The following is a 19,617-nucleotide window of genomic DNA, read 5'->3' on the forward strand; positions in this document are numbered from 1 at the left end:
GACTGTCGGGCGTGACTCAGCCCCCCGCTCGTGAGCCGTGGCCGCCGGCCGCCACACCGCCGCCCCCGCCGGGCCCCGCCCCGGCGGGGCCCGGCATCCCCCACCAGCCCGGACCCGGCGCGGTACCGCTCTGGGACCCGGCCGCGCCGGGCTACGGCCCGCCCGGCCGGTACCACTTCACCCCGCCGCCACCGCCGCTCAGCCCGGCCGGGCAGCCGCTGGCCAGCTTCGCCGACCGGCTCCTGGCGCACCTGATCGACGGTGCGGTCTTCACCGTGGTCGGGATGCTGCTCGCGATACCGGCGTTCATCTTCTTCTTTCTCAAGATCCAGTCGGACCTCCAGGTGCAGCCCGACGGGACGCTGGCCGAACCGGACTTCGTGGGTCTCTTCGGGCCGCTGCTGCTGATCGAACTCGGCCTCGTGGTCGCGATGCTGGTCGTCGCCTACGTCTACTACGTGGAGCTGATGTTCCGCAGCGGCCAGACCCTCGGGAAGCGGGTCATGAAGATCAAGGTGGTGCCGCTCTCCCCGGCCGCCTCGCTCGACCGCGCCGGCGCCGCCCGGCGGTACCTCGTGCAGTTCGTGGCGGCGATGTTCGTGCCGGGGGCGAGCTACGTCGACGGGTTGTGGCAGCTCTGGGACAAGCCCTACCAGCAGTGCCTCCACGACAAGTTCGCCCGTACGGTGGTCGTTAAGGTTCCAGGATGACCAGATTGAGGTCGGCGGCATGAGCGTGCAACCCGGCTGGTACGCCGATCCGGCCGAACCGACCACCCAGCGCTACTGGGACGGCGAGGGCTGGATCGGCGCGCCGCTGCCCGCCGACGCCACCCCGCCCCCCGGCCCGCCGCCGGTGGAGCCCGAGGAACCCGAGGTGCCCGCGGCACCCACGACCGGCGCCGCCCCGGCGGACTCCGGTGTTCCGGCGACCCCGACCGCCGGCGCCGGCCATCCGGCCCCGACCAGCGGCGCGGGGACGGCCTACCCGCCGGCCGGGCCGCCCGGCTCGGCGCCGCCGTGGGTCAACGGCACCCCGCCGCCCGGTACGCCGCCCTTCCCGCCCGGCCAGCTCCCGCCCGGTACGCCGCCCTTCCCGCCCGGCCAGCTCCCGCCCGGTACGCCGCCCTTCCCGCCCGGCCAGCTCCCGCCCGGGGCGACGCCCCCCGGTTGGCCGTACCCGCCGTACGGGTACCAGCTCCCGCCGCAGCCGCGACCGCACGGGCTCGCCCTGGCCCAGTTCGGTACCCGACTGGTCGCCCGGTTGATCGACATCGTGCTGGTATTCCTGCTCGCCGCCGCGGTGAACGCCTATCTCGTCCTGCGGTACGTGGAGGAGATCTCGCCGTTCTACCGGGAGGTGTTCCGCCGCTCGCTGGCCGGCGACACGTCGACCTCGGGCCTGCCCCAGGTGAGTTCGCAGGCCGACGGGCTCCAGGTGGCGATCCTGCTGCTCACCATCGCGTGCTGGTTCGCCTACGAGGTACCCGCGATGGCGAACAGCGGGCAGACCGTCGGCAAGCGGCTGATGGGCATCAAGGTGGTGCCGCTCGCCGAGGAGGCGCCGCTCGGTTTGGGCCGCGCGTTCCGGCGCTGGAACACCCTGGGCGGGCTGCCGAGCCTGCTCTGGTACTGCTGCGGGATCGGCTTCCTGCTACAGCTCTTCGACTGCGTCTCCGCGCTGTTCGACCGGCCGCTGCGCCAGGCGCTGCACGACAAGCGCGCGCAGACCGTCGTGGTGCAGGTGCCCCGGGCACCCGGCGACCGGGGCACCGGCGAGCGCGCCACCGACGACCGTACCGACCCCCCTGGAGGATCCGCATGACCGAGTCCGGTCCCCGTGCCCCGCGGCTGCGCCTCACCCGTGCCGATCTGGCGGCGCTGCCCAGCTACGTACCGGGGCGCAACCCCGCCGACCTGGCCCGTGAACTCGGGCTGCCCGAGGCAGTGAAGCTCGCCAGCAACGAGGTGCCGTACGGCCCGCTGCCCGGGGTGGTCGAGGCGGTCGCCACCGCGGCGGCGACCGCGCACCGGTACCCGGACATGGGCGTCCTCGCCCTGCGCGCCGCCCTGGCCGAGCGGTTCGACGTGGACCCGGAGCGGATCGCCACCGGCTGCGGTTCGGTGGCGCTCGCCGAACACCTGGTCCGCACCACCTGCCTCCCCGGCGACGAGGTCGTCTACTCGTGGCGCTCCTTCGAGGCGTACCCGATCATGACGATCACCAACGGCGCGACCAGCGTGCAGGTACCGAACACGCCCGGGCACGGGCACGACCTGACCGCGATGGCCGAGGCGATCACCGACCGGACCCGGCTCGCGCTGGTCTGCAACCCGAACAACCCGACCGGCACGAGCGTGCGGCGCGAGGAGCTGGACCGCTTCCTCGCGGCGGTACCGGAGGACGTGCTGGTGGTGCTCGACGAGGCGTACCGCGAGTTCGTCACCGACCCGGAGGTGCCCGACGGCCTGGCCGGCTACGGCGACCGCCCCAACGTGGTGGTGCTGCGCACGCTGTCGAAGGCGTGGGGGCTGGCGGGGCTGCGGATCGGCTTCCTGGTCGGCCACCCCGACGTCGCGGCGGCGATCCGCAAGGTGGTCACCCCCTTCTCCACCAGCGCCGTCGCGCAGGCCGCGGCGCTCGCCGCGCTCCAGCAGGAGGACGAGGTACGCCGCCGCTGCGCGCTGGTGGTGGCCGAGCGGGACCGCGTGCTCGAGGCGGTACGCAAGCTGGTGCCGGACGTACCGGAGAGCCAGGCCAACTTCGTCTGGCTGCCGCTCGGCGAGCGGGCGGTGGAGTTCGGCCGGGCCTGTGAGGCGCGGGGCGTGATCGTCCGCCCCTTCGCCGGCGACGGGGTCCGGGTCACCATCGGCACGCCGGCCGAGAACGACGCCTTCCTCGCGGCCGCCGAGGCGGCCCTCTAGGACCTATATACCGCCAAAATCCTCCCTCGCCAGATGACAGTCGGTAACTTCCCAATTGCCCGCATTGCGCGGAATCAGGCTGAATCATCGGTTGATGGAGGTTCCACCATATGAAAGCATTAGCGAATCCCTCGCCGGCGGCCGGCGACTTCGCGAACGGGGCGGCGCCACGCCCCGGCCCGCCCGCGTCGGCGGCGTCCTGCTCGGCGCCGCCACGCTGGCGGCGTCGTTGGTCGTCGCCTCGCCGGCCCAGGCGCAGACCACCACCTGCGATGCGGGCGACCCCTGCCCGACCACGGTGACGTTCGAGGTCCAGGCGGGCGCGTTGACGATCACCGTGCCCGACGCGTCGACCCTCGGTACCGCCACCCCGGCCGGTGGCACGATCACCGACAACCTCGGCACGGTCACGGTCAACGACCAGCGGGCCTCGCCCACACCGACCTGGACCGCCACGGTTCTCGGCACGAACTTCACCACCGGGGGCGGCGACGACCCCGGTGAGGTCGTGCCGATCGGCAGCGTCACCTACACGACGGGCACGATGACGCCGGGAGCCGGCCAGACCGGCACCTGCAACGCGCTTCTCACGACGACGGCGCTGACCGTCACGGCGCAGGACGCGGCGACGCACACCGGCGGTACCGGCAACAACAGTTGCAGTTGGGACCCCTCGTTGGTGGTCACCCTGGCGACCACCAACGTGGCGGGCACCTACACCGGTACGATCACCCACTCGGTGACGCCGGGTGTGGCCTAGCCGATCCGGCCGGTTGGCCTGCCGGGTATTTCTCTCTCTGCTGTGCCTCGCTGGTCCGGGCCTACCCGCCCGGGCCGGCGGGGCCGCTCCGCCACCCGACGCCGGCAGCTTCGGCATGCAGTTGCTGGAGGCGCCGGTCAACCGGCGCAACGACCCCCGTGCGCAGCGATCGATCGTGGACCATCTGCCGCCGGGCACGACCATCAACCGAAGGGTGCTGGTCAAGAACGAGTCCGGGCGACCGTTGAAGGTCGACCTCTACCCCGAGGCGGCGACGATCGACCACGGGGCGTTCCAGTACGGGGGAGAGCAGGCCGACAACGAGCTGACCTCCTGGATATCGCTCGACCGACGCACGGTCGAGCTTCCACCGCAGAGCGAGACCCGGGCCCGGGTGACGATCCAGGTGCCGATGACCGCCCCGGCTGGCGAGCGCTACGGGGTGGTGTGGGCGGCGGTCGCCACCGGCACGGACCCGTCCGCCAGCGTGCACAAGGTCCACCGCGTCGGCGTACGCGTCTACCTCGACATCGGCCCCGGCGGCGAGCCACGCTCCGACTTCACCATCGGCGACATCGTCCCGTCCCGGGACGTGCAGGGCGTCCCGTCCGTCAGCATCGGGGTACGGAACACCGGCGGGCGGGCACTGGACATGACCGGATCCGTCAACCTCTCCGACGGCCCAGCGGGGATGCGAGCCGGACCGTTTCAGGTGGCGAGCGGGACCACTCTCGCGCCAGGCCAGGCCGGCCAGGTGCTCGCCCGGCTGCCCGCCGAGATCTCCAACGGACCCTGGAAGATCGAGATCAATCTCCGGAGCGGAACGGTGACGCGCTCCGTGACGGCGACGATCTCCTTCCCGGACCCCGGCAAGCTGGGCAAGCCGGGCCGGCTCTCCCGCCTCACCGGGTTGTGGGGCATCATCGGCACCTCGTTGGGCATCGGGCTGGTGGTCATCGTGGGTCTGGTCCTCGTGATTCGCAGCAGGGGGAGGCGCGATCGTACGGGCGTGTGACCACTTCAGCCGTCGCCGCCCGCTCGTCCGGCGAGCCGACGGTTGGCCAGCACCAGGGCCACGATCAGGAGCGCGCCGACGACAACCAACAGCCCGCCCAGGGCCGCCAGCCAGCCGGGCCCACCATTGGAATCGGTTTTGGGGAGGGCGCCGCCGCTCGGCTCGGGGGTCGGACCGGGCGAGCCGGTCGGAGTGGCCGTCGGCACCGCCGGTAACACCTCGAACGTGACCTGCCCGCTGTCCGAGGTCTGACCGGGCCGAGCCCGCTCCGTCTCGGCAGGCCAGGCCCGATCCGTCTCGGCAGGCCAGGCCCGATCCGTCTCGGCGGGTCGCGCCGGTCCCGCCTCGACCGGTCGCGCCCGCCCCGTGGAGGCGGCGGCAGGAGGCGCGCCGGGCAATGCCAGCGCCACAGCCGTCACCACGAACGTCGTCGACAGGCCGAAGGCCCGACGTCTCACGCACAACCGGAAGCTCACCGGATTCACCCCCGTGGTGGCAGCGGAACCACGAGATCTCAGCCGCAGCGTAACCAGCCGCCGAGCCGGCGATGTCCGCCTTGCTCGGGTACCCGCCCGCTAGGGGCGAAGTCGTCCGAGAACGTGGGGCGCGGCTCAGCCGGCTGCGAGGATGACGGGCTGGGCCGCCAGGTAGTAGCGGTCGTCGGCCGCCCGCGGGTCGACCGGCTCGGCCAGCCGCTCCACCGCGAGCAGGCCACCGCCCGCGTACGCGAAGCCGGGCTCCCAGGACCTGGAGTCGCCGCCGTACGTCAGCGGGTAGCGGGACAGCTCCGCGCCGGTCGTCGGATCCAGGTTCACCAGGTCACCGGCGTCGGTGAACAGGTGCACCCGACCGGGCTGCGCCGCGAGGATCCGCGCCGGTCCGAGGCCGGCACGGCGCCACAGCTCGACGCCGGTACCGGCCGCGCGGGCGACCACCCCGCCGTCCTCGACCGCCACCGCGGCCGACCCCACCAGTACCGTGCCGGCTCGGTCCAGTTCCGGCGCGGGTACCGGAGCCGGCTGGCCGGGTTCGAAGCGCCAGCCCCGGTCGGTGCCTCCGCCACCGGTCCGGACGCCCCCGCAGGCGGAGCCCTCGGTCGTACAACCCAGGCCGGTCAGGGCCAGTTTCGGGCCGGCGCCCTCGGGCCGCCAGCGGGTCGCCGGGGCGCCGGTGGCGGCGTCCCGGACCTCGACCACCTGCGGCGTGGCGCAGGTGTCCACGGCGACCAGGGCACCCGTGGCGGTGGTGAACCCGTCCGTCCGGCAGGAACCGTCGACCGGTACCCGCCACAGCCGCTCGCCACTGTCCAGGTCGATGCCGCGCAGCTCCGACCGGCCCCCGACCACCAGCACCCGGCGGCCGTCGCGGGCGGTCGCGGTACGCAGTCCTTCGGGCGCGTACACGGTGGCGGCGCCGGTACGGCGGCCCGCGTACCCTCCCTCCGGCTCGGGGCCGGCGGCGTGCCACCGTACCCGGCCGGTCTGCGCGTCCAGCGCCACCACCTCCCCGTCCGACCAGCGCGTGACCACCGTCTCGCCGCTGGCCAGCACCCCGGTCACCTGGGCCGGCCAGCGCCGGTAGGACCAGTACGGGGTGCGGCGCGTCTTGGCGTCCACCGGCTCGTCCGCCCAGACCTGGCGGGTGGTGGCGAAGACCCGTACCCGGTCGTCGACGACGAGCGGGGCCGCGTTGAGAGTGCCGATCACGCCGGGCGGCACCTGCTCGGCCACGGGCACCGGCCCCCGCGCCGGGGTGAGCACCTCGGCCGGGGCGAGCACCCGGTGGACGATGGCGGCGGCGGCCACGAGGCCCAGCAGCACCGCGACCGTGACGACAGTAGTTCGCGGCCAGCTCCGCGCGCCGGTCGGCCTTCCCATACCCCGCACCTCCGCCGGGCACCCTACCCAGCGCGAGCGGCCGCGTACCTGTCAGGTTCGGCCCCGGGAGTCCGGCGGGGTGGCTCAGGCGGCCACGGCCGGCCCCCGGCCGACGGGCCGCACCGCCGCGGTCAGGTCGGCCAGTTCCCGGTGCAGCGCCCACTCGGCGCTGCGGGCGGCGAGGCCGCCGAAGAGGAGCGCCAGCACCCTGCCGTAGGGGGCGGTGGAGACGGCCTCCTGGACCACGGTCACGGTGGTGCGCTCGCGGGACGGGCGCGGCCTGCCCCGGCCGAAGCGGTGGGCGACCGGGTCGAAGTGGTAGGTGGTGCGGTAGTCGACCCCGATCCCGGGCGAGACGACGGTGAAGCTCCGGGGCTCGCTCGCCTCGACGACCTCGAACTCCTCGACCACTACGCCGCCGTCCGGCAGGGACCTCGTCTCCCGCCAGCGGGTGCCGGCGTCGAAGCGCCCCTCGGTCAGCGCCTCGACGGCATCGACGGTGGAGAGCCAGCGCGCGCGGGCCGGCAGGTCCGTGCAGACCCGCCAGATCTCCGCCACGGACGCATCGATCGACCTGCGAGCCGTAACCGTCGACATCGCGCCTCCCACCCTCCGCTGTCAACGGTACGGCGGGCCACCGACAACGCGAAGCGAAATCGGCCCTTGGTGTCGGTTGGCTGACAGGACCCTGTGGGGTCGGTCGACTGGCCGGCCCCGTTGCGCTGGGTCGGTCGGCTGACCGGACGTCGTCCAGGTCTGTCCCGTGGTCGCCGGTGTCCCGTGACTCCCCCGCTGCCCCGTGACTCCCGGCGCCCGTGACTCCCGGCGCCCCGTGGCCCCCGGCGCCCCGTGGCCCCCGGTGCCCCGCGGGAACGGAGCACCGGGTCGGCGCCGTCAGCGGCCAGGCGCCGGGTACGCCGGTTAGGCGAGCGTCCCGGACCGGGTCGCCGCGACGAACGCGGACCAGCCGGCCGGGCTGATCGTCAGCACCGGCCCGTCCGGGTCCTTGGAGTCGCGTACCCCGACCACGCCGGCCGTGGCCACCAGGTTGTCGGCCACTTCGACGCAGAGCCCCTGGTCGTTGGAGCGGCTGCTCTTGCGCCACACGGCACCCGAGAAGTCAGTCATGTCGTTCCCCTTGAAGATGCAAACTGCGCGTCCGACCCGGTTGGTCGTGCGCCCTCTCCGCGCCCGCGCCGGGGCGCGTCCGGGTAGAGAAACGAGCCGGACGGCGCCTTGATCGCACTCGCTGTGCGAAGGCGCGTACGGCGCGGGAACCTCCGGCCGCGGAATCGAGACAGATCTTTCGCCGTGCGCTGATCCGGAGGGTGGGGGTGTTCAACCGATGGCACGGGTCGGTCATTCGTATCTATCTCTGTCGCATCTTTGGGTAAGCGTTGTGTCGCTCAGCGCGAGCGACCAGACTCGGGTACGACCGGGCGGACGGCGACCGGCGAGCCGTCCACCGAGCAGCAAGCGGAACGGACACGAAGCGGAACGGAAGGTACCCGAGCGGAAGGCGGCGACTGGGATGCGGCAACGCGGGGGCGGCGGCATTTCACCGGACCGGCAGGCGGCGCGAGCCCCGAGCAACAGTTGGTGGGACAACCCGGGACGACCCACCCCGTACCTGTTGTGGGGCCTGATTTGGTGCGGCTGCGGCACGACCATGGTGCCGCTCGACCGGCGCCACGGCGGCGCCGAGCGCTTCTACCGCTGCGACGCGGGATGCGGCCGTCCGCCGATACCGGCGACCGGGCTGGAGCGCGAGGTGCTCCGCGCGGTCATCGACGTCGCGCTCACCCACCTGCCCCGCTACACGTGGCGGCGGTTCTGCGTCCGGCGGGCGACCTGGCTGCGCTGCGGCCCGGACCGGCGGCGGGATCTGATCCGCCGGTGGATCGAGCGGGTCGTCGCCGACGACGGGAGCCCGCCCCGGCTGCACTGGCTCGCCGGCACACCGGCCGCGGTCTGACCACCGATCACCGCCGACCACGGGCGGCCGCCGGCTGCCGGGCCGGTCAGTCCGGCTCGGCCGGCAGCACCGTGCCGGCGACCTCGCCGAGTCCGACCGTGGTGCCGTCCGGCCCGGCCGCGGTGGCGCTGATGACGACCGTGTCTCCGTCGACGAGGAAGGTGCGGGTCGTACCGTCCGCCAGCGTCACCGGTTCGGTGCCGCCCCAGGTCAGTTCGAGGAACGAGCCGACCTGTCCCCGGGCCGGGCCGGAGACGGTACCGGAGGCGTAGAGGTCGCCGGTACGCAGCGCCGCACCGTTCACGGTCAGGTGCGCGAGCTGCTGCGCCGGGGTCCAGTACATCGACGCGAACGGCGGTTCGCTCACCCGGGTGCCGTTCCAGTCCACCGCGAGCCGCAGGTCCAGCCCCAGGTGCGGTACGTCGCGCAGGTAGTCGAGCACCGGCGGGTCCTGCGGCGGGGCCGGCACCCACGCGCCCGCGAGGGCGTCCAGCGGCACCACCCAGGGCGAGACCGAGGTGGCGAAGGACTTGCCCAGGAACGGTCCGAGCGGCTGGTACTCCCACGCCTGGATGTCCCGCGCGGACCAGTCGTTGACCAGCACGACGCCGAAGACGTACTGCGCCAGCTTCGCGACCGGTACCCGGGCGCCCAGCGGCGACGGGATCCCGACGACGAAGCCCACCTCGGCCTCGATGTCGAGCCGCGCCGACGGGCCGAAGACCGGCCCGTCGGAGCCGCGTCGCTGCCCGCGGGGCCGGGCCACCGGGGTACCGGAGACCACGACGGTGCCGGCCCGGCCGTGGTACCCGATCGGCAAGTGACGCCAGTTCGGCAGCAGCGGCGGCTGGCCGGGGCGCAGGATCTGTCCCACGTTCGAGGCGTGGTGCTCGGACGAGTAGAAGTCGACGTAGTCGCCGACCTCGAACGGCAGGACCAGCTCGACCTCGGCGAGCGGCACCAGCAGCGGCTCCACCGCCGCCCGGTGCCCGGGATCGGTCAGCAGCACGACGATCCGCTCCCGGACCGCCGCCCACTGGGCCCGCCCGAGGGCCATGAACTCGTTGAGCACCGGGCGGCGCAGGGCACCGCCGGCCAGGATCAGTTCGGCCGCCTCGGCGCCGTCCAGGTCGAGCACGAAGTCTGCCACCCGTACGCCGATGCGGGGCGCCCGCCCGGCGTGCCGGAAGACCCCGTACGGCAGGTTGTGCGTGCCGTACGGCGAACCCGCGGCCCCCTCGACCCAGCTCATCCGACTCCCCTCGATCCGTCCGGCCCGCTCGCTCCGGGCTGCCCGCACGACCCGCCCGGCCGGCTCAACTCGGCGCCTCGGCGTTGACCAGGCCCAGCCGGATCAGGTCGGTCAGCGGTTCCAGCATGCTGCACGAGCCGAATCCGACCCAGAGCGGCCGGGCCAGGTTCCGCTGGCTCCGGGCCGGCTCGACCAGCCGCAACGGGTCGGTCGTGGCGAGCAGCTCGGCGACCTGGGCGACCTCGGCACCCTCGACGGCGAGCATGGTCGCCGCCAGCACGTTGACGAAGCCGTGGTGCGTGAAGCCGGTCTCCGGGTCGGTGTGTCGCAGCGCGTGGTGCAGCCCGGCGGTGAGCTTGAACGGCAGTTGCCGGTCCCGGCAGGCGCAGATGACGGCGGCCAGCTCCACCGGGGTCGGGAAGAGTTCGGCGGCCAGGCCGCCGGTGCGGAATTTCGCCGCGATCCGGGTCCCGGCCGCCCGCCGGGCGGCCAGGGTGTCGAGCGCCCCGAGCAGGCCCCAGGTCAGTGGGATCTCCGCGTAGACGTCGGCGTCCTCCAGGTGGGCGGTGAGTCCGACCAGCTCGGCCAGGCCGGGCTGCGGATCCTCGCCGCGCTTGGCCACCGCCGCCTCGACCTGCCGGATCCGCAGCCGGGGATCGACGCGGTCGCGCAGGGCGTAGAGGCGCGGGAGCGGCACGTCCCCGATCACCCCGACGTCGACGCGCTCGTCGGGTCCGAGCAGCCCCGCCAGCTCGTCCAGCGCCGAGGCGGGGACGAGCAGGGGGCCCACGAGCGGGGCGTACCAGGCGGTCCGGTGCAGCCGGTGCGCGGCGACGGCCTCGGCCAGCGGCGCGCTTCCCGGCGGGAAGACGGCGGCGTCGTCGACCAGACGGTCGAAGAGCCGGGGCACCTGCGTTGACACGAACAGAGAACTTACGGGACGCTACGAGTAACGGACAACAGCGTCCGATTATCGGACGATCTCGGCCGCTGACTGGGACAAAACGAGCGTTCCGGCGCGACTGCCGGTGGCAGGTCGCCGGCCGGTACGCGAGCAGGAGGTGTGCACATGCCGTACTACCGCAGCGTCGGCGAGGTACCCCGCAAGCGCCACACCCAGTTCCGCCAGCCCGACGGCAGCCTCTACGCCGAGGAGCTGATGGGGCAGGAGGGCTTCTCGTCCGACTCGTCCCTGCTCTACCACCGGCACCTGCCCACGGCGATCGTGGCCGCGGAGGAGTTCGACGGGCCCGGCTGGATCCGTACCGCGAACCGGCCGCTGAAACCGCGCCACCTGCGCACCCACAAGCTGGACAGCCCGGACGCCGACGCGGTGCTCGGCCGGCAGTACCTGCTCGCCAACGACGACGTACGGATCTCCTACGTGGTCGCCGACCGGCCGTCGCCGCTCTACCGGAACGCGACCGGCGACGAGTGCCTCTACGTCGAGTCCGGCGCGGCCCGGATCGAGTCGACCTTCGGGGTGCTCGGGGTGACCGCGGGCGACTACGTCGTCATCCCGACCTCGGTGGTGTACCGGGTGGTGCCGATCGCCCCGGTCCCGCTGCGCGTGCTCGCCATCGAGTCCACCGGCCACATCGGACCGCCCAAGCGCTACCTCTCGGTACGCGGACAGTTCCTGGAGCACTCGCCGTACTGCGAACGGGACATCCGCGGACCGGCGGAGCCGCTGCTGGTCGAGGGCGAGGACGTCGAGGTGTACGTCCGCCACCGGGCCGGCTGGACCCGGCACGTCTACGCCCACCACCCCTTCGACGTGGTCGGCTGGGACGGGCACCTCTACCCCTGGGCCTTCTCCATCCACGACTTCGAACCGATCACCGGCCGGGTGCACCAGCCGCCGCCGGTGCACCAGACCTTCCAGGGGCCCAACTTCGTCATCTGCTCCTTCGTCCCCCGCAAGGTCGACTACCACCCGCTGGCGATCCCGGTGCCGTACAACCACCACAACGTCGACTCCGACGAGATGCTCTTCTACACCGGCGGCAACTACGAGGCGCGGCGCGGTTCCGGCATCGAGCAGGGCTCCATCTCGCTGCACCCGTCCGGCTTCACCCACGGCCCGCAGCCGGGCGCGGCGGAGCGGGCCATCGGGGTCGACTACTTCGACGAGCTGGCCGTCATGGTCGACACCTTCCGCCCGCTGGACCTCTGCGAGTCGGCGCTCTCCTGCGAGGACACCGGCTACGCCTGGACCTGGTCCCGCCGCGCCCCCACCGACTGACCGGCCGGTTCGGCCGGCGGATCCCCGCCGCGTGCCGCGGCAGCCCCACGCTCCGGGTCACCCGCGCCGGTCGCGGCAGCCCCACGCTCCGGGTCACCCGCGCCGGTCGCGGGAGCCCACGCTCCGGGTCACCCGCGCCGGTCGCGGCAGAATCGCATTCCCGGTCAGCGCGCCGGGCTCGGCGGGCCCGCGTTCCCGGTCAGCGCGCCGGCCGCACCACCCGCCGCAGCGCCGCGAACTCGGCCAGCGACGTCGCACCGATCGCCAGCGCCAGCGGCCACGGCCCACCGACGAGGGCGTAGAGCAGGATCAGGCAGGGCGCCGCCGCGACCGCGCAGAGCGAGAGGGCCAGGGCCCGGTCGGTCCGGAGCAGTTCGGGCAGGACCGCCCGGGTGAGGTTCGGCACCCGGGCGGCGAAGCCCCAGACGACCACCACCCCGCCGAGCGCGACGAGCACCGCCCAGAGCCGTGACATCGCCGCGTTCTCGGCCGCCAGCAGGGCGATCAGCACCACGGCCACCAGGGTGTATCCGGCGCCGTACAGCACCAGGCGGCGCAGCGCCTCCCCGACGCTCCGGCGGGCCGGTACCGGCGCCGGCCCGCTCCCGGCCAGCTCGGCCAGTTGCTCCAGCGCCTCGGCGTAGCGCCGCTGCTCCAGCCGGACCACGCCCACGTCGTGCCGCGCCTCGGTCAGCGCCGGATCGAGCCGGAGCGCCTCCGCGTACGCCCGCTCGGCCAGGTCGAACAGCTCCAACCGGGCCGCCACCAGGCCCAGGACCAGGTGCGCCTGGGGCTCCTCGGGCGTCAGCTCGACCCCGCGCCAGGCGGCGTTCAGCGCCGGCTGCCCGTTGCGCGCTCCGGCCAGGATCGCCGCCGCGCTGCGCTGGGCGTACCCGTCCGCCGGGCCGAGGGCGAGGATCCGGTCCGCGACGGCGGCGGCCTCGCCGAACCGGCGCAGGTCGGTCAGGGCCAGCCCGCGGAGCACGAGCGCCGGCACCGGCGGTTCCGTCGCCGGCTCCGCCCCGACCAGCGGATCCGTGGCGGCCAGCGCCTCGGCCGGCCGGGCCGCGGCCAGCTGCACGCGGGCGAGCAGGGTCAGCAGCCCGGGTTCGCCCGGGGTCAGCGCGAGCCCGTCGCCCAGCTCGGACGCGGCCTCGTCGTACCGGCCGAGGTCGGCCAGGAGCGCGGCCCGCTGACGGTACCCGTCGGCGGAGGCGTACGGCTCGGATGTCGCGTCACTGGACACGCGCCGAGCGTAGCCAACCCATCGAAGCCCGACGGGTCGGACCCCGCCACCGCCGGCAGCGCCCGGCGGGTCGGTGCGCCGACCGGCCGCACGGCCCGGACGCGACCAGCGCCGCTGCCGGCCGGCGTCGGTGCCGGGCAGCGCGGCTGCCGACCAGCGCGGGTGCTGGGCCTCAGACCCGGTGGACGAGGGCCACGGCGATGCCGGCCAGCCCTTCGGCCCGCCCGGTCAGCCCGAGCCCGTCGGTGGTGGTACCGGAGACCGTGACCGGGGCGCCGACGGCCTCGCCCAGGGCCCGCTGCGCCTCGTCGCGGCGCGTACCGATCTTGGGCCGTACGCCGATCACCTGGATCGACACGTTGCCGATCTCGAAGCCGGCGGCGCGGACCCGCCGGGCGGCCTCCGCGAGCAGCGCCACCCCGGCCGCACCCGCCCACTCGGGCTCCGCGACGCCGAAGTTCGACCCCAGGTCGCCCAGGCCGGCGGCGGAGAAGAGCGCGTCGCAGGCGGCGTGGGCGGCCACGTCACCGTCGGAGTGGCCGGCCAGCCCGTCGACGCCGGGCCAGTGCAGCCCGGCCACCCAGCAGGGCCGCCCCGCCTCGAACGCGTGCACGTCGGTACCGACCCCGACCAGCGGAAGGATCACGCCGGGCAGCATAGGCGATCGACGGGGCGGCCAGCGCCGGTCCGGGCCGGTGGCGGACCGGCCCGCGCGATCAGGGTGCGGTACCGAGCAGGTGCTCGGCGAGCGCCAGGTCGAACGGCCGAGTGATCTTCAAGGCGTACTCGGAGCCCGGCACGCAGTGCACCGGTACGCCCCGCTTCTCGACCAGACCGGCATCGTCGGTGAGCGGGTCGACGGCCTCGGCGTGCGCGGCGGCGAGCACGGCCCGGCGGAACCCCTGCGGGGTCTGCACGGCCCGTAGCGCGGAGCGGTCGACGGTGCCGACCACGAGCTCACCGTCGGTGACCTGCTTCACGGTGTCGACGACCGGCAACACCGGGATCACCGCGTCCCGGCCGGACCGCACCGCCGCGGCGACCGACTCGACCAGTGCGGACGGGGCCAGCGCCCGCGCCGCGTCGTGCACCAGGATGATCTCCGGTCCGGCCGGTACCGCCGCCAGCGCCGCGGCCACCGACTCCTGCCGGGTCGCGCCCCCGACCACCACGGTGACCTCGGTGATCGGGGCGAGCAGCGCGGCGGCGCCGGCGGCCTCGGCGGCGGGTGCCGCCACCACGATGGTCCGTACGGACGGCGCGGCGGCGATCCGGCGCACCGCGTGCACCAGCAACGGCTCGCCGGCGAGCGGTCGCAGGGCCTTCGGACGCCCGGGCCCGAGCCGTACGCCGGCGCCGGCCGCAGGAACAAGGACCGCGACGTCACCGCGCGGATTGAGCTGCGCGGTCACGTCGCGGTCCTCGAATTCCTGATTGGGTGGGGGTGTATCGGCGTGAGTGAGGTTGTGCCCTACGCCTCGGTGAGCACCTTGTCGAGCAGCGTTTCCGCCTCGTCCTTCGTGCTCTTCTCGGCCAGCGCGACCTCGCCGACCAGGATGTCCCGCGCCTTGGCGAGCATCCGCTTCTCGCCCGCCGACAGGCCTCGCTCCCGCTCCCGGCGCCACAGGTCGCGGACGACCTCGGCCACCTTGAGGGGGTTGCCGGACGCCAGCTTCTCCAGATTCGCCTTGTAACGCCGCGACCAGTTGGTCGGTTCTTCGGTGTGGGGAGCGCGCAGGACGTCGAAGACCTTGCCCAGGCCCTCTTCGCCGACCACTTCGCGCACACCGACGATCTCGGCGTTCTCGGCGGGCACCCGCACCGTCAGGTCACCCTGAGCGACCCTAAGGACGAGGTACTGCTTCTCCTCGCCCCTGACGACCCGAGTCTCGATTGCCTCGATGAGTGCGGCCCCGTGGTGGGGGTAAACAACGGTCTCGCCGACACTGAAAACCATAGGTTCGAAACCCCTTTCGCTGTGTCTAGGGTAACACGCTCAGGCACCGATGTCTCACCGCAGTCCTGACCGTTAGCGCAGCTCAGAGGCCCTGTGAGAGGTCTTTCTTAGGCTTGACAGCCGGTCGATCCGATGATTTCGCCACGCTGCGTGACGTCGGGGTCACCGGTCCGCGAGCGTGGTCGGGAAAATCGGATGTAAGGCGTTGTGGTCCTTCAATCGTATCCCTCCCCTTACGGGGCGGAACCCCTACTGGCGATAAGACGGTCGGTGCGGGACGCTGGAGGGGGCGCGCGATCCACTTTTCCGGCCATCGGCGAGGGGACGCTTATGGGCACTTCGGGCAACAGCGACGGCCGGCCGGACAACGGCGGTCCGCACGACGAGCTGTCCGGCCTGCCGCCGGAGTGGGGATCGATCGTCATCCCCGACGACCCCTCCGAACTGGCCGCCGAGGCCGCGCTGGTCCGGCGCGAACTGCGCCAGTTGCACCGGCGCCGGGTCTGGCGGCGGCGGCTCGGGCTGGCGCCCGCCGCGGGCGGTCCCGCCCGCCCCGCCCTGCGCCTCCCGCTGCTGATCATGGCCGTCGCCCTGCTGGCGACGCTGACCAGCCTCTTCGCCGTCATCTGGCCGGGCCAGCAGCGCCAGCCCGCGGTGCCCCGGACGGCCAGCAGCGGCACCCAGGGGCGGACCCTGCCCACGCTCAACCTGGTGGGCGAGAACGGCGAACCCGTACCCCTGCGCACCCTGCTGCCCGCAGTGATCATCTTCGTGGACAGCTGCACCTGCGCCGACCAGGTGGCGGCCGCCGTGCGGGCCGTACCGACCGGGGTACGCGTCGTCACCGTCGTCACGGGGGTCTCGGCGCCCCCGAAACCCGGAGAGTCGGGCGCCGCCCAGTCACCCGGCGCCACACCGGGCACGGGCCCGGTGGCCGGCCCGGCGGTCCCGCGACCGGGCATCTCGGACGCGGCCGGCGTCCGGCGCTCGCTCGCCGACCCGGCCTCCGGGCTGCGGGGCTTCTTCCCCGCCGTACCACGCCCCGGCACGGCGCCCGCGGTGCTGGCCGCGCGGTCGGGTCGGGTCCTGCGGCTGGTGCCGACCGCCGGGGACGTCGCGGAGTACCCCAGCGAACTCTCCCAACTGGCGTCCCGTTGAGCACGTCGGCCCCACCGCGAGCAGGGCTCACGGCGGCACCGGGGGCGCGCCGGGACCGAGCGCACCGCCGGCACCGGGCGCACCGGGACCGAGCGCACCGCCGGCACCGGGCGCACCGGGCGCATGCGCTTGGATCCGGCTTACCGAGGCGCTCAGCGGGGCGGGCCGACGCTGCCGCTGCCGTTCCGGGGCCGCCCGAGCAGTTGGAAACCGACCATGACGGGCGGGCCCGGATCCCGCTCCACCTGGATCAGCAGGTCGCCCCAGGCCGTCACCGTCACGTCGAGCCGGGTCCCGTCGCAACGACGCGACCAGGTCTGTTCCAGCCGGCCGCTGTAGACCCGCAGCCGCGCGCCGGCCGGCCCGGCGCAGGCGTACTGGAGCCGGTAGCGCTGCCCCCAGCCGGCGGAGACCCGCCAGCTGGCCGAGCGGCCCTGGTCCAGCGGGAGCAGCTCCCGGCGTAGCGTCCTGGGCGCCCGCGGCAGCGCGGACTCGACCAGCAGGCCGCGCAGCTGAAGCGCCGGCCCGCTCTGCAGCACCGCCCCGGTCGCGACGTCGAGCGTCACCGCCTGCCCGGCCGCCGGTCCCGGCAACCCGTCCGCGCCCGCCCCGTACAACGGCGCGGCGTCCGGAGCGGAGTCCGGGGCGGCGAGGCGCGCCGGGACCGCCGGGTCGGCCGCCACCCACCAGGCGCCACCGGCGACCAGTACGGCCAGCGCGCCGAACGCGAGCACCACTCCGCGAAGCCGGTCGGCGCGCGCGGGGTCCACGTCGGAGATTCTATTCGGGAACGCGCCCACCCGCCCCCGTCGCGACGACGGCCTCTCCGGCCGGCGAGCGCCGCAGCAGGGTGGCGTAGAGCGTCAACCCCGGCCCGAAGGCGAGCATCACGATCCAGTCCGGCGGTCGCGGACCGCGGCGCAACCGGTCCAGGATCAGCAGCGACGTGGGGGAGGAGCAGTTGCCGTGCTCGGCCAGGGTCTCCCGGGAGGGGGCCAGCGCCTCCGACGGCAGCCCCAGCCCCTTCTCCACCGCGGTCAGGATGCTCGGCCCGCCGGGGTGCACCGCCCAGCCCTCGACGTCGGACCGGACCAGCCCGTGCCGGGCCAGCAGCCCGTCCACCAGTCCGCCCACGTGCGTGGTCAGCACCTGCGGCACCCGTGGCGAGAGCCCCATCCGGAAGCCCGTGTCGGTGACCTCCCAGGTCATGTGGTCCGCGGTCGAGGTGTCCGTCACCGCGGCGACCTCGCAGCAGGCGTACCCCGGATAGGAGCCCGGCGCGACGACCGCCGCGACGGCCGCGTCCGAGAAGAGCGCGTGGGAGACGATCTGCTGGGTGTCCAGCCGGGTCGTGGTGGGCTGGATGTGCAGGCTGGTCAGCTCGGCGCAGAGCAGCAGCGCCGGCCGTCCCCGGGTGGCCACGAAGTCGCTGGCGGCGCCGAGCCCCGGCAGCGCGGCGTAGCAGCCCATGTGGCCGACGAAGAGTCGCTGGGTGTCCGGGGCCATGCCGATGTCCCGGGCCAGGAGGATGTCCAGCCCCGGCGTCGCGTAGCCGGTGCACGAGCAGACCGCGAAGAGCCCGATCTCGTCGGCGGCGAGCCCGGCGTCGGCCAGCGCCCGGTCCACCGCCTCCTTGCCCAGCGGCAGCGCCTCGGTGAGGTACCGGCTCATCCGCCGTTCCGTCGGCCAGTCCGAGACGTCCTCCAGCAGCGGGTTCACCGCCGCGTGCCGGGTGGTGACCCCCGAGTGCTCGAAGATCCGCTGGGCGAGCGCGCGGGTCGTACCGGCGAAGTACTTGGCGAAGAACCCGTCCCAGAGCTCGTCCTGGCCGGCCTGCGGCGGCAGCGCGGTACCCATGCCGGTGATCACCGGCACGCCGATCCCCCTCGCGCTCACCATCGCCGCCCTCCGTTCGCGACTGCAGTCTCTTCGCTCGCGACTGCGGGGCTCGCAAACCCGGCTCGCTCCTCGCGCTCGCCCATGGGGCTCGCAAGCTCGCTCCTCGCGCTCACCATCGTGGGACCGATCCGTCCCGGTCCGGGTCCCCGCCGAGGGCGGCGATGCCGAGCCAGTCGGCGCAGACGTCGGAGGTCGCCGGGTGCAGCGACCCGCAGCGGGCGTCCCGGTAGAGCCGCTCCAGCGCGTGTCCCCGCCGGGTCGCGGAGGTCCCCGCCGCCTCCAGCATCGAGGCGGCGACCTCGGCAGCGGTCGTACCGGCCAGCAGCTTCGCCCGCCACACCCACCGGTTGGTCTCGGCGTCACCGGGTGCCGCGTCGACCCGCCGCGCCGCCTCGGCCACCGACAGCCGGGCGGCGGAGACCGCCGCGTCGGCGCGCCCGACCCGGGCCCGTACCGCCGGCAGGGTGGCGAGTCCGCGGGCGTTCAGGTGCTCCACCGCGGCGTCGATCGCCGCCTGGGCCACCCCGACGTAGACGGCCGCGTAGCTGGCCACCAGCCAGTGCGGCATCAGCTGCGCCACCACCAGCGCGAGCCCCTCCACCCCGCCGAGCAGCCGGTCGGCCGGCACGGTCACGTCCAGGTGCAGGTCGTGCGAGGCGGTGGCCCGCATCCCCAGCGCGTCCCAGGTCGGCTCCACCACGAGACCGTCCAGCTTGCCGGGTACCAGGAACTGGGAGACCACCGACTGGTCGCTGACGCTGCGCGCCGCCACGAGGTAGCCGTCGGCGTGCCCCGCGCCGGAGCAGAAGGTCTTGCGGCCCTTGATGCGGAAGCCGCCCGGCACCGGCTCGTAGACGGTACTGAGCTGGGAGAGGCGGGCGCCGGCGCCGCGCTCGCTCATGGCCACGGCGTACCACGCGCCCGCGGCCGCCTCGGCGAGCAGCCGGTCCCGGGCGGCGAGCGCCTCGTCGGGCAGCCCGAGCGCCTCGGCCAACTCTCCCGTGACCGCGCCGAGCGCGCCGGTCACCGAGGCGTGCATGTTGAACACCAGGGCCGTCGCCCCGTTGCCCCGGGCCAGTTCGGTGGCGACCTCCGCGTACTGCGCGAAGCCCGCGCCGAGCCCGCCCTGCGCCGCGGGCACCATCAGTCCGAACAGGCCCGCCGTACGGAGGTCCGCGAAGTCCTCGACCGGGAAGCTGCCATCCCGGTCATGTTCGGCCGCCCGAGCGGCGAGCCGCGGCGTCAACCGGCGCGCAGCCGCAAGCGCATCCACCGCCATTCCTGCCCCCTTCCGCCGTCCCCTCCCTGG

Annotated in this window: 21 protein-coding genes; 8 read left to right on the forward strand and 13 right to left on the reverse strand. The window is 74.2% G+C overall.

Annotated elements, in window-relative coordinates; all coding sequences use genetic code 11:
- Window positions 1–11: 11 nt before the first annotated feature.
- From AB0J86_RS11370 to AB0J86_RS11390, 5 genes are all read left to right on the forward strand, one after another.
- Window positions 12–710 (forward strand): RDD family protein, encoded by a 699-nt coding sequence (locus AB0J86_RS11370; RefSeq protein ID WP_363855942.1) that lies wholly within the window; start codon window positions 12–14, stop codon window positions 708–710.
- Window positions 711–729: 19 nt separating this feature from the next.
- The gene (locus tag AB0J86_RS11375; RefSeq protein WP_363855944.1) at window positions 730–1,824 is read left to right on the forward strand and encodes an RDD family protein; all 1,095 of its coding nucleotides are present in this window, start codon (window positions 730–732) and stop codon (window positions 1,822–1,824) included.
- On the forward strand, window positions 1,821–2,924 hold the full coding sequence (gene hisC / locus AB0J86_RS11380) for a histidinol-phosphate transaminase (protein WP_363855946.1): 1,104 nt from the start codon (window positions 1,821–1,823) through the stop codon (window positions 2,922–2,924). The genes AB0J86_RS11375 and hisC overlap by 4 nt, the downstream gene beginning before the upstream one ends.
- Before the next feature lie 94 nt (window positions 2,925–3,018).
- Window positions 3,019–3,684, forward strand: a complete 666-nt coding sequence (locus AB0J86_RS11385; protein WP_363855948.1) for a hypothetical protein — start codon at window positions 3,019–3,021, stop codon at window positions 3,682–3,684.
- A 115-nt stretch (window positions 3,685–3,799) separates the two neighbouring features.
- Window positions 3,800–4,699, forward strand: coding sequence for a hypothetical protein (locus tag AB0J86_RS11390; RefSeq protein ID WP_363855950.1), 900 nt, complete (start codon window positions 3,800–3,802; stop codon window positions 4,697–4,699).
- A 5-nt stretch (window positions 4,700–4,704) separates the two neighbouring features.
- On the opposite strand, the gene AB0J86_RS11395 is transcribed toward AB0J86_RS11390, so the two are convergent.
- The 4 genes from AB0J86_RS11395 to AB0J86_RS11410 form a co-directional block, all read right to left on the reverse strand.
- Entirely contained in the window at window positions 4,705–5,175 is a 471-nt protein-coding gene (locus AB0J86_RS11395; RefSeq protein WP_363855952.1) for a hypothetical protein, read from the reverse strand.
- 135 nt (window positions 5,176–5,310) lie between these two features.
- Complete coding sequence (locus tag AB0J86_RS11400) at window positions 5,311–6,576, reverse strand: PQQ-binding-like beta-propeller repeat protein (protein WP_363855953.1); 1,266 nt, start codon at window positions 6,574–6,576, stop codon at window positions 5,311–5,313.
- 84 nt (window positions 6,577–6,660) lie between these two features.
- The gene (locus AB0J86_RS11405) at window positions 6,661–7,173 is read right to left on the reverse strand and encodes an SRPBCC family protein (protein ID WP_363855955.1); all 513 of its coding nucleotides are present in this window, start codon (window positions 7,171–7,173) and stop codon (window positions 6,661–6,663) included.
- Between the two features lie 324 nt (window positions 7,174–7,497).
- A complete protein-coding gene (locus AB0J86_RS11410) occupies window positions 7,498–7,704 on the reverse strand; it encodes a DUF397 domain-containing protein (RefSeq protein ID WP_363855957.1) in 207 nt (68 codons plus the stop codon).
- A 403-nt stretch (window positions 7,705–8,107) separates the two neighbouring features.
- Between AB0J86_RS11410 and AB0J86_RS11415 the strand changes: the two genes are divergently transcribed.
- Window positions 8,108–8,551 carry a zinc ribbon domain-containing protein gene (locus AB0J86_RS11415; protein ID WP_363855959.1) on the forward strand — a complete coding sequence of 148 codons (444 nt, stop codon included), beginning with the start codon at window positions 8,108–8,110 and terminating at the stop codon, window positions 8,549–8,551.
- A 46-nt stretch (window positions 8,552–8,597) separates the two neighbouring features.
- Here AB0J86_RS11415 and fahA read toward each other — a convergent pair whose 3' ends face one another.
- Both fahA and AB0J86_RS11425 read right to left on the reverse strand, forming a co-directional pair.
- Window positions 8,598–9,803, reverse strand: a complete 1,206-nt coding sequence (fahA, locus tag AB0J86_RS11420; protein ID WP_363855961.1) for a fumarylacetoacetase — start codon at window positions 9,801–9,803, stop codon at window positions 8,598–8,600.
- A 64-nt stretch (window positions 9,804–9,867) separates the two neighbouring features.
- Window positions 9,868–10,725, reverse strand: coding sequence for a hypothetical protein (locus tag AB0J86_RS11425; RefSeq protein ID WP_363855963.1), 858 nt, complete (start codon window positions 10,723–10,725; stop codon window positions 9,868–9,870).
- Window positions 10,726–10,872: 147 nt separating this feature from the next.
- On the opposite strand from AB0J86_RS11425, the gene AB0J86_RS11430 reads away from it, so the two are divergent.
- Complete coding sequence (locus tag AB0J86_RS11430; protein ID WP_363855965.1) at window positions 10,873–12,048, forward strand: homogentisate 1,2-dioxygenase domain-containing protein; 1,176 nt, start codon at window positions 10,873–10,875, stop codon at window positions 12,046–12,048.
- A gap of 199 nt (window positions 12,049–12,247) precedes the next feature.
- On the opposite strand, the gene AB0J86_RS11435 is transcribed toward AB0J86_RS11430, so the two are convergent.
- The 4 genes from AB0J86_RS11435 to AB0J86_RS11450 all read right to left on the reverse strand — a co-directional run bounded on the left by AB0J86_RS11435 (window position 12,248) and on the right by AB0J86_RS11450 (window position 15,251).
- On the reverse strand, window positions 12,248–13,294 hold the full coding sequence (locus tag AB0J86_RS11435; protein WP_363855967.1) for a tetratricopeptide repeat protein: 1,047 nt from the start codon (window positions 13,292–13,294) through the stop codon (window positions 12,248–12,250).
- 172 nt (window positions 13,295–13,466) lie between these two features.
- Window positions 13,467–13,952, reverse strand: a complete 486-nt coding sequence (gene ispF / locus AB0J86_RS11440) for a 2-C-methyl-D-erythritol 2,4-cyclodiphosphate synthase (protein ID WP_363855969.1) — start codon at window positions 13,950–13,952, stop codon at window positions 13,467–13,469.
- A 58-nt stretch (window positions 13,953–14,010) separates the two neighbouring features.
- Window positions 14,011–14,706, reverse strand: coding sequence for a 2-C-methyl-D-erythritol 4-phosphate cytidylyltransferase (gene ispD, locus AB0J86_RS11445; RefSeq protein ID WP_363855971.1), 696 nt, complete (start codon window positions 14,704–14,706; stop codon window positions 14,011–14,013).
- Window positions 14,707–14,765: 59 nt separating this feature from the next.
- Window positions 14,766–15,251 carry a CarD family transcriptional regulator gene (locus AB0J86_RS11450; protein WP_363855973.1) on the reverse strand — a complete coding sequence of 162 codons (486 nt, stop codon included), beginning with the start codon at window positions 15,249–15,251 and terminating at the stop codon, window positions 14,766–14,768.
- Between the two features lie 330 nt (window positions 15,252–15,581).
- Between AB0J86_RS11450 and AB0J86_RS11455 the strand changes: the two genes are divergently transcribed.
- Window positions 15,582–16,409 (forward strand): hypothetical protein, encoded by an 828-nt coding sequence (locus AB0J86_RS11455; RefSeq protein ID WP_363855974.1) that lies wholly within the window; start codon window positions 15,582–15,584, stop codon window positions 16,407–16,409.
- 152 nt (window positions 16,410–16,561) lie between these two features.
- Here the strand turns inward: AB0J86_RS11455 and AB0J86_RS11460 are convergent, their stop codons facing one another.
- The 3 genes from AB0J86_RS11460 to AB0J86_RS11470 form a co-directional block, all read right to left on the reverse strand.
- Window positions 16,562–17,179 (reverse strand): hypothetical protein, encoded by a 618-nt coding sequence (locus AB0J86_RS11460; protein ID WP_363855976.1) that lies wholly within the window; start codon window positions 17,177–17,179, stop codon window positions 16,562–16,564.
- A gap of 10 nt (window positions 17,180–17,189) precedes the next feature.
- Window positions 17,190–18,308, reverse strand: coding sequence for a type III polyketide synthase (locus AB0J86_RS11465; RefSeq protein WP_363855978.1), 1,119 nt, complete (start codon window positions 18,306–18,308; stop codon window positions 17,190–17,192).
- A gap of 109 nt (window positions 18,309–18,417) precedes the next feature.
- Window positions 18,418–19,587 (reverse strand): acyl-CoA dehydrogenase family protein, encoded by a 1,170-nt coding sequence (locus tag AB0J86_RS11470; RefSeq protein WP_363855980.1) that lies wholly within the window; start codon window positions 19,585–19,587, stop codon window positions 18,418–18,420.
- Window positions 19,588–19,617: the final 30 nt, after the last annotated feature.

It is taken from the genome of Micromonospora sp. NPDC049559 (assembly GCF_040676675.1).
Taxonomy (GTDB): Bacteria; Actinomycetota; Actinomycetes; order Mycobacteriales; family Micromonosporaceae; genus JBFAPK01.

What these genes read in the sequence shown, in the direction of transcription:
- AB0J86_RS11400 (WP_363855953.1), bottom strand. Translation starts at nt 6,576, where the DNA reads ATGGGAAGGCCGACCGGCGCGCGGAGCTGGCCGCGAACTACTGTCGTC.
- AB0J86_RS11465 (WP_363855978.1), bottom strand. Translation starts at nt 18,308, where the DNA reads ATGGTGAGCGCGAGGGGGATCGGCGTGCCGGTGATCACCGGCATGGGT.
- AB0J86_RS11430 (WP_363855965.1), top strand. Translation starts at nt 10,873, where the DNA reads ATGCCGTACTACCGCAGCGTCGGCGAGGTACCCCGCAAGCGCCACACC.
- fahA (WP_363855961.1), bottom strand. Translation starts at nt 9,803, where the DNA reads ATGAGCTGGGTCGAGGGGGCCGCGGGTTCGCCGTACGGCACGCACAAC.
- AB0J86_RS11405 (WP_363855955.1), bottom strand. Translation starts at nt 7,173, where the DNA reads ATGTCGACGGTTACGGCTCGCAGGTCGATCGATGCGTCCGTGGCGGAG.
- AB0J86_RS11415 (WP_363855959.1), top strand. Translation starts at nt 8,108, where the DNA reads ATGCGGCAACGCGGGGGCGGCGGCATTTCACCGGACCGGCAGGCGGCG.
- AB0J86_RS11470 (WP_363855980.1), bottom strand. Translation starts at nt 19,587, where the DNA reads ATGGCGGTGGATGCGCTTGCGGCTGCGCGCCGGTTGACGCCGCGGCTC.
- ispF (WP_363855969.1), bottom strand. Translation starts at nt 13,952, where the DNA reads ATGCTGCCCGGCGTGATCCTTCCGCTGGTCGGGGTCGGTACCGACGTG.
- hisC (WP_363855946.1), top strand. Translation starts at nt 1,821, where the DNA reads ATGACCGAGTCCGGTCCCCGTGCCCCGCGGCTGCGCCTCACCCGTGCC.
- AB0J86_RS11410 (WP_363855957.1), bottom strand. Translation starts at nt 7,704, where the DNA reads ATGACTGACTTCTCGGGTGCCGTGTGGCGCAAGAGCAGCCGCTCCAAC.
- AB0J86_RS11375 (WP_363855944.1), top strand. Translation starts at nt 730, where the DNA reads ATGAGCGTGCAACCCGGCTGGTACGCCGATCCGGCCGAACCGACCACC.
- AB0J86_RS11455 (WP_363855974.1), top strand. Translation starts at nt 15,582, where the DNA reads ATGGGCACTTCGGGCAACAGCGACGGCCGGCCGGACAACGGCGGTCCG.
- AB0J86_RS11385 (WP_363855948.1), top strand. Translation starts at nt 3,019, where the DNA reads ATGGAGGTTCCACCATATGAAAGCATTAGCGAATCCCTCGCCGGCGGC.
- AB0J86_RS11390 (WP_363855950.1), top strand. Translation starts at nt 3,800, where the DNA reads ATGCAGTTGCTGGAGGCGCCGGTCAACCGGCGCAACGACCCCCGTGCG.
- AB0J86_RS11450 (WP_363855973.1), bottom strand. Translation starts at nt 15,251, where the DNA reads ATGGTTTTCAGTGTCGGCGAGACCGTTGTTTACCCCCACCACGGGGCC.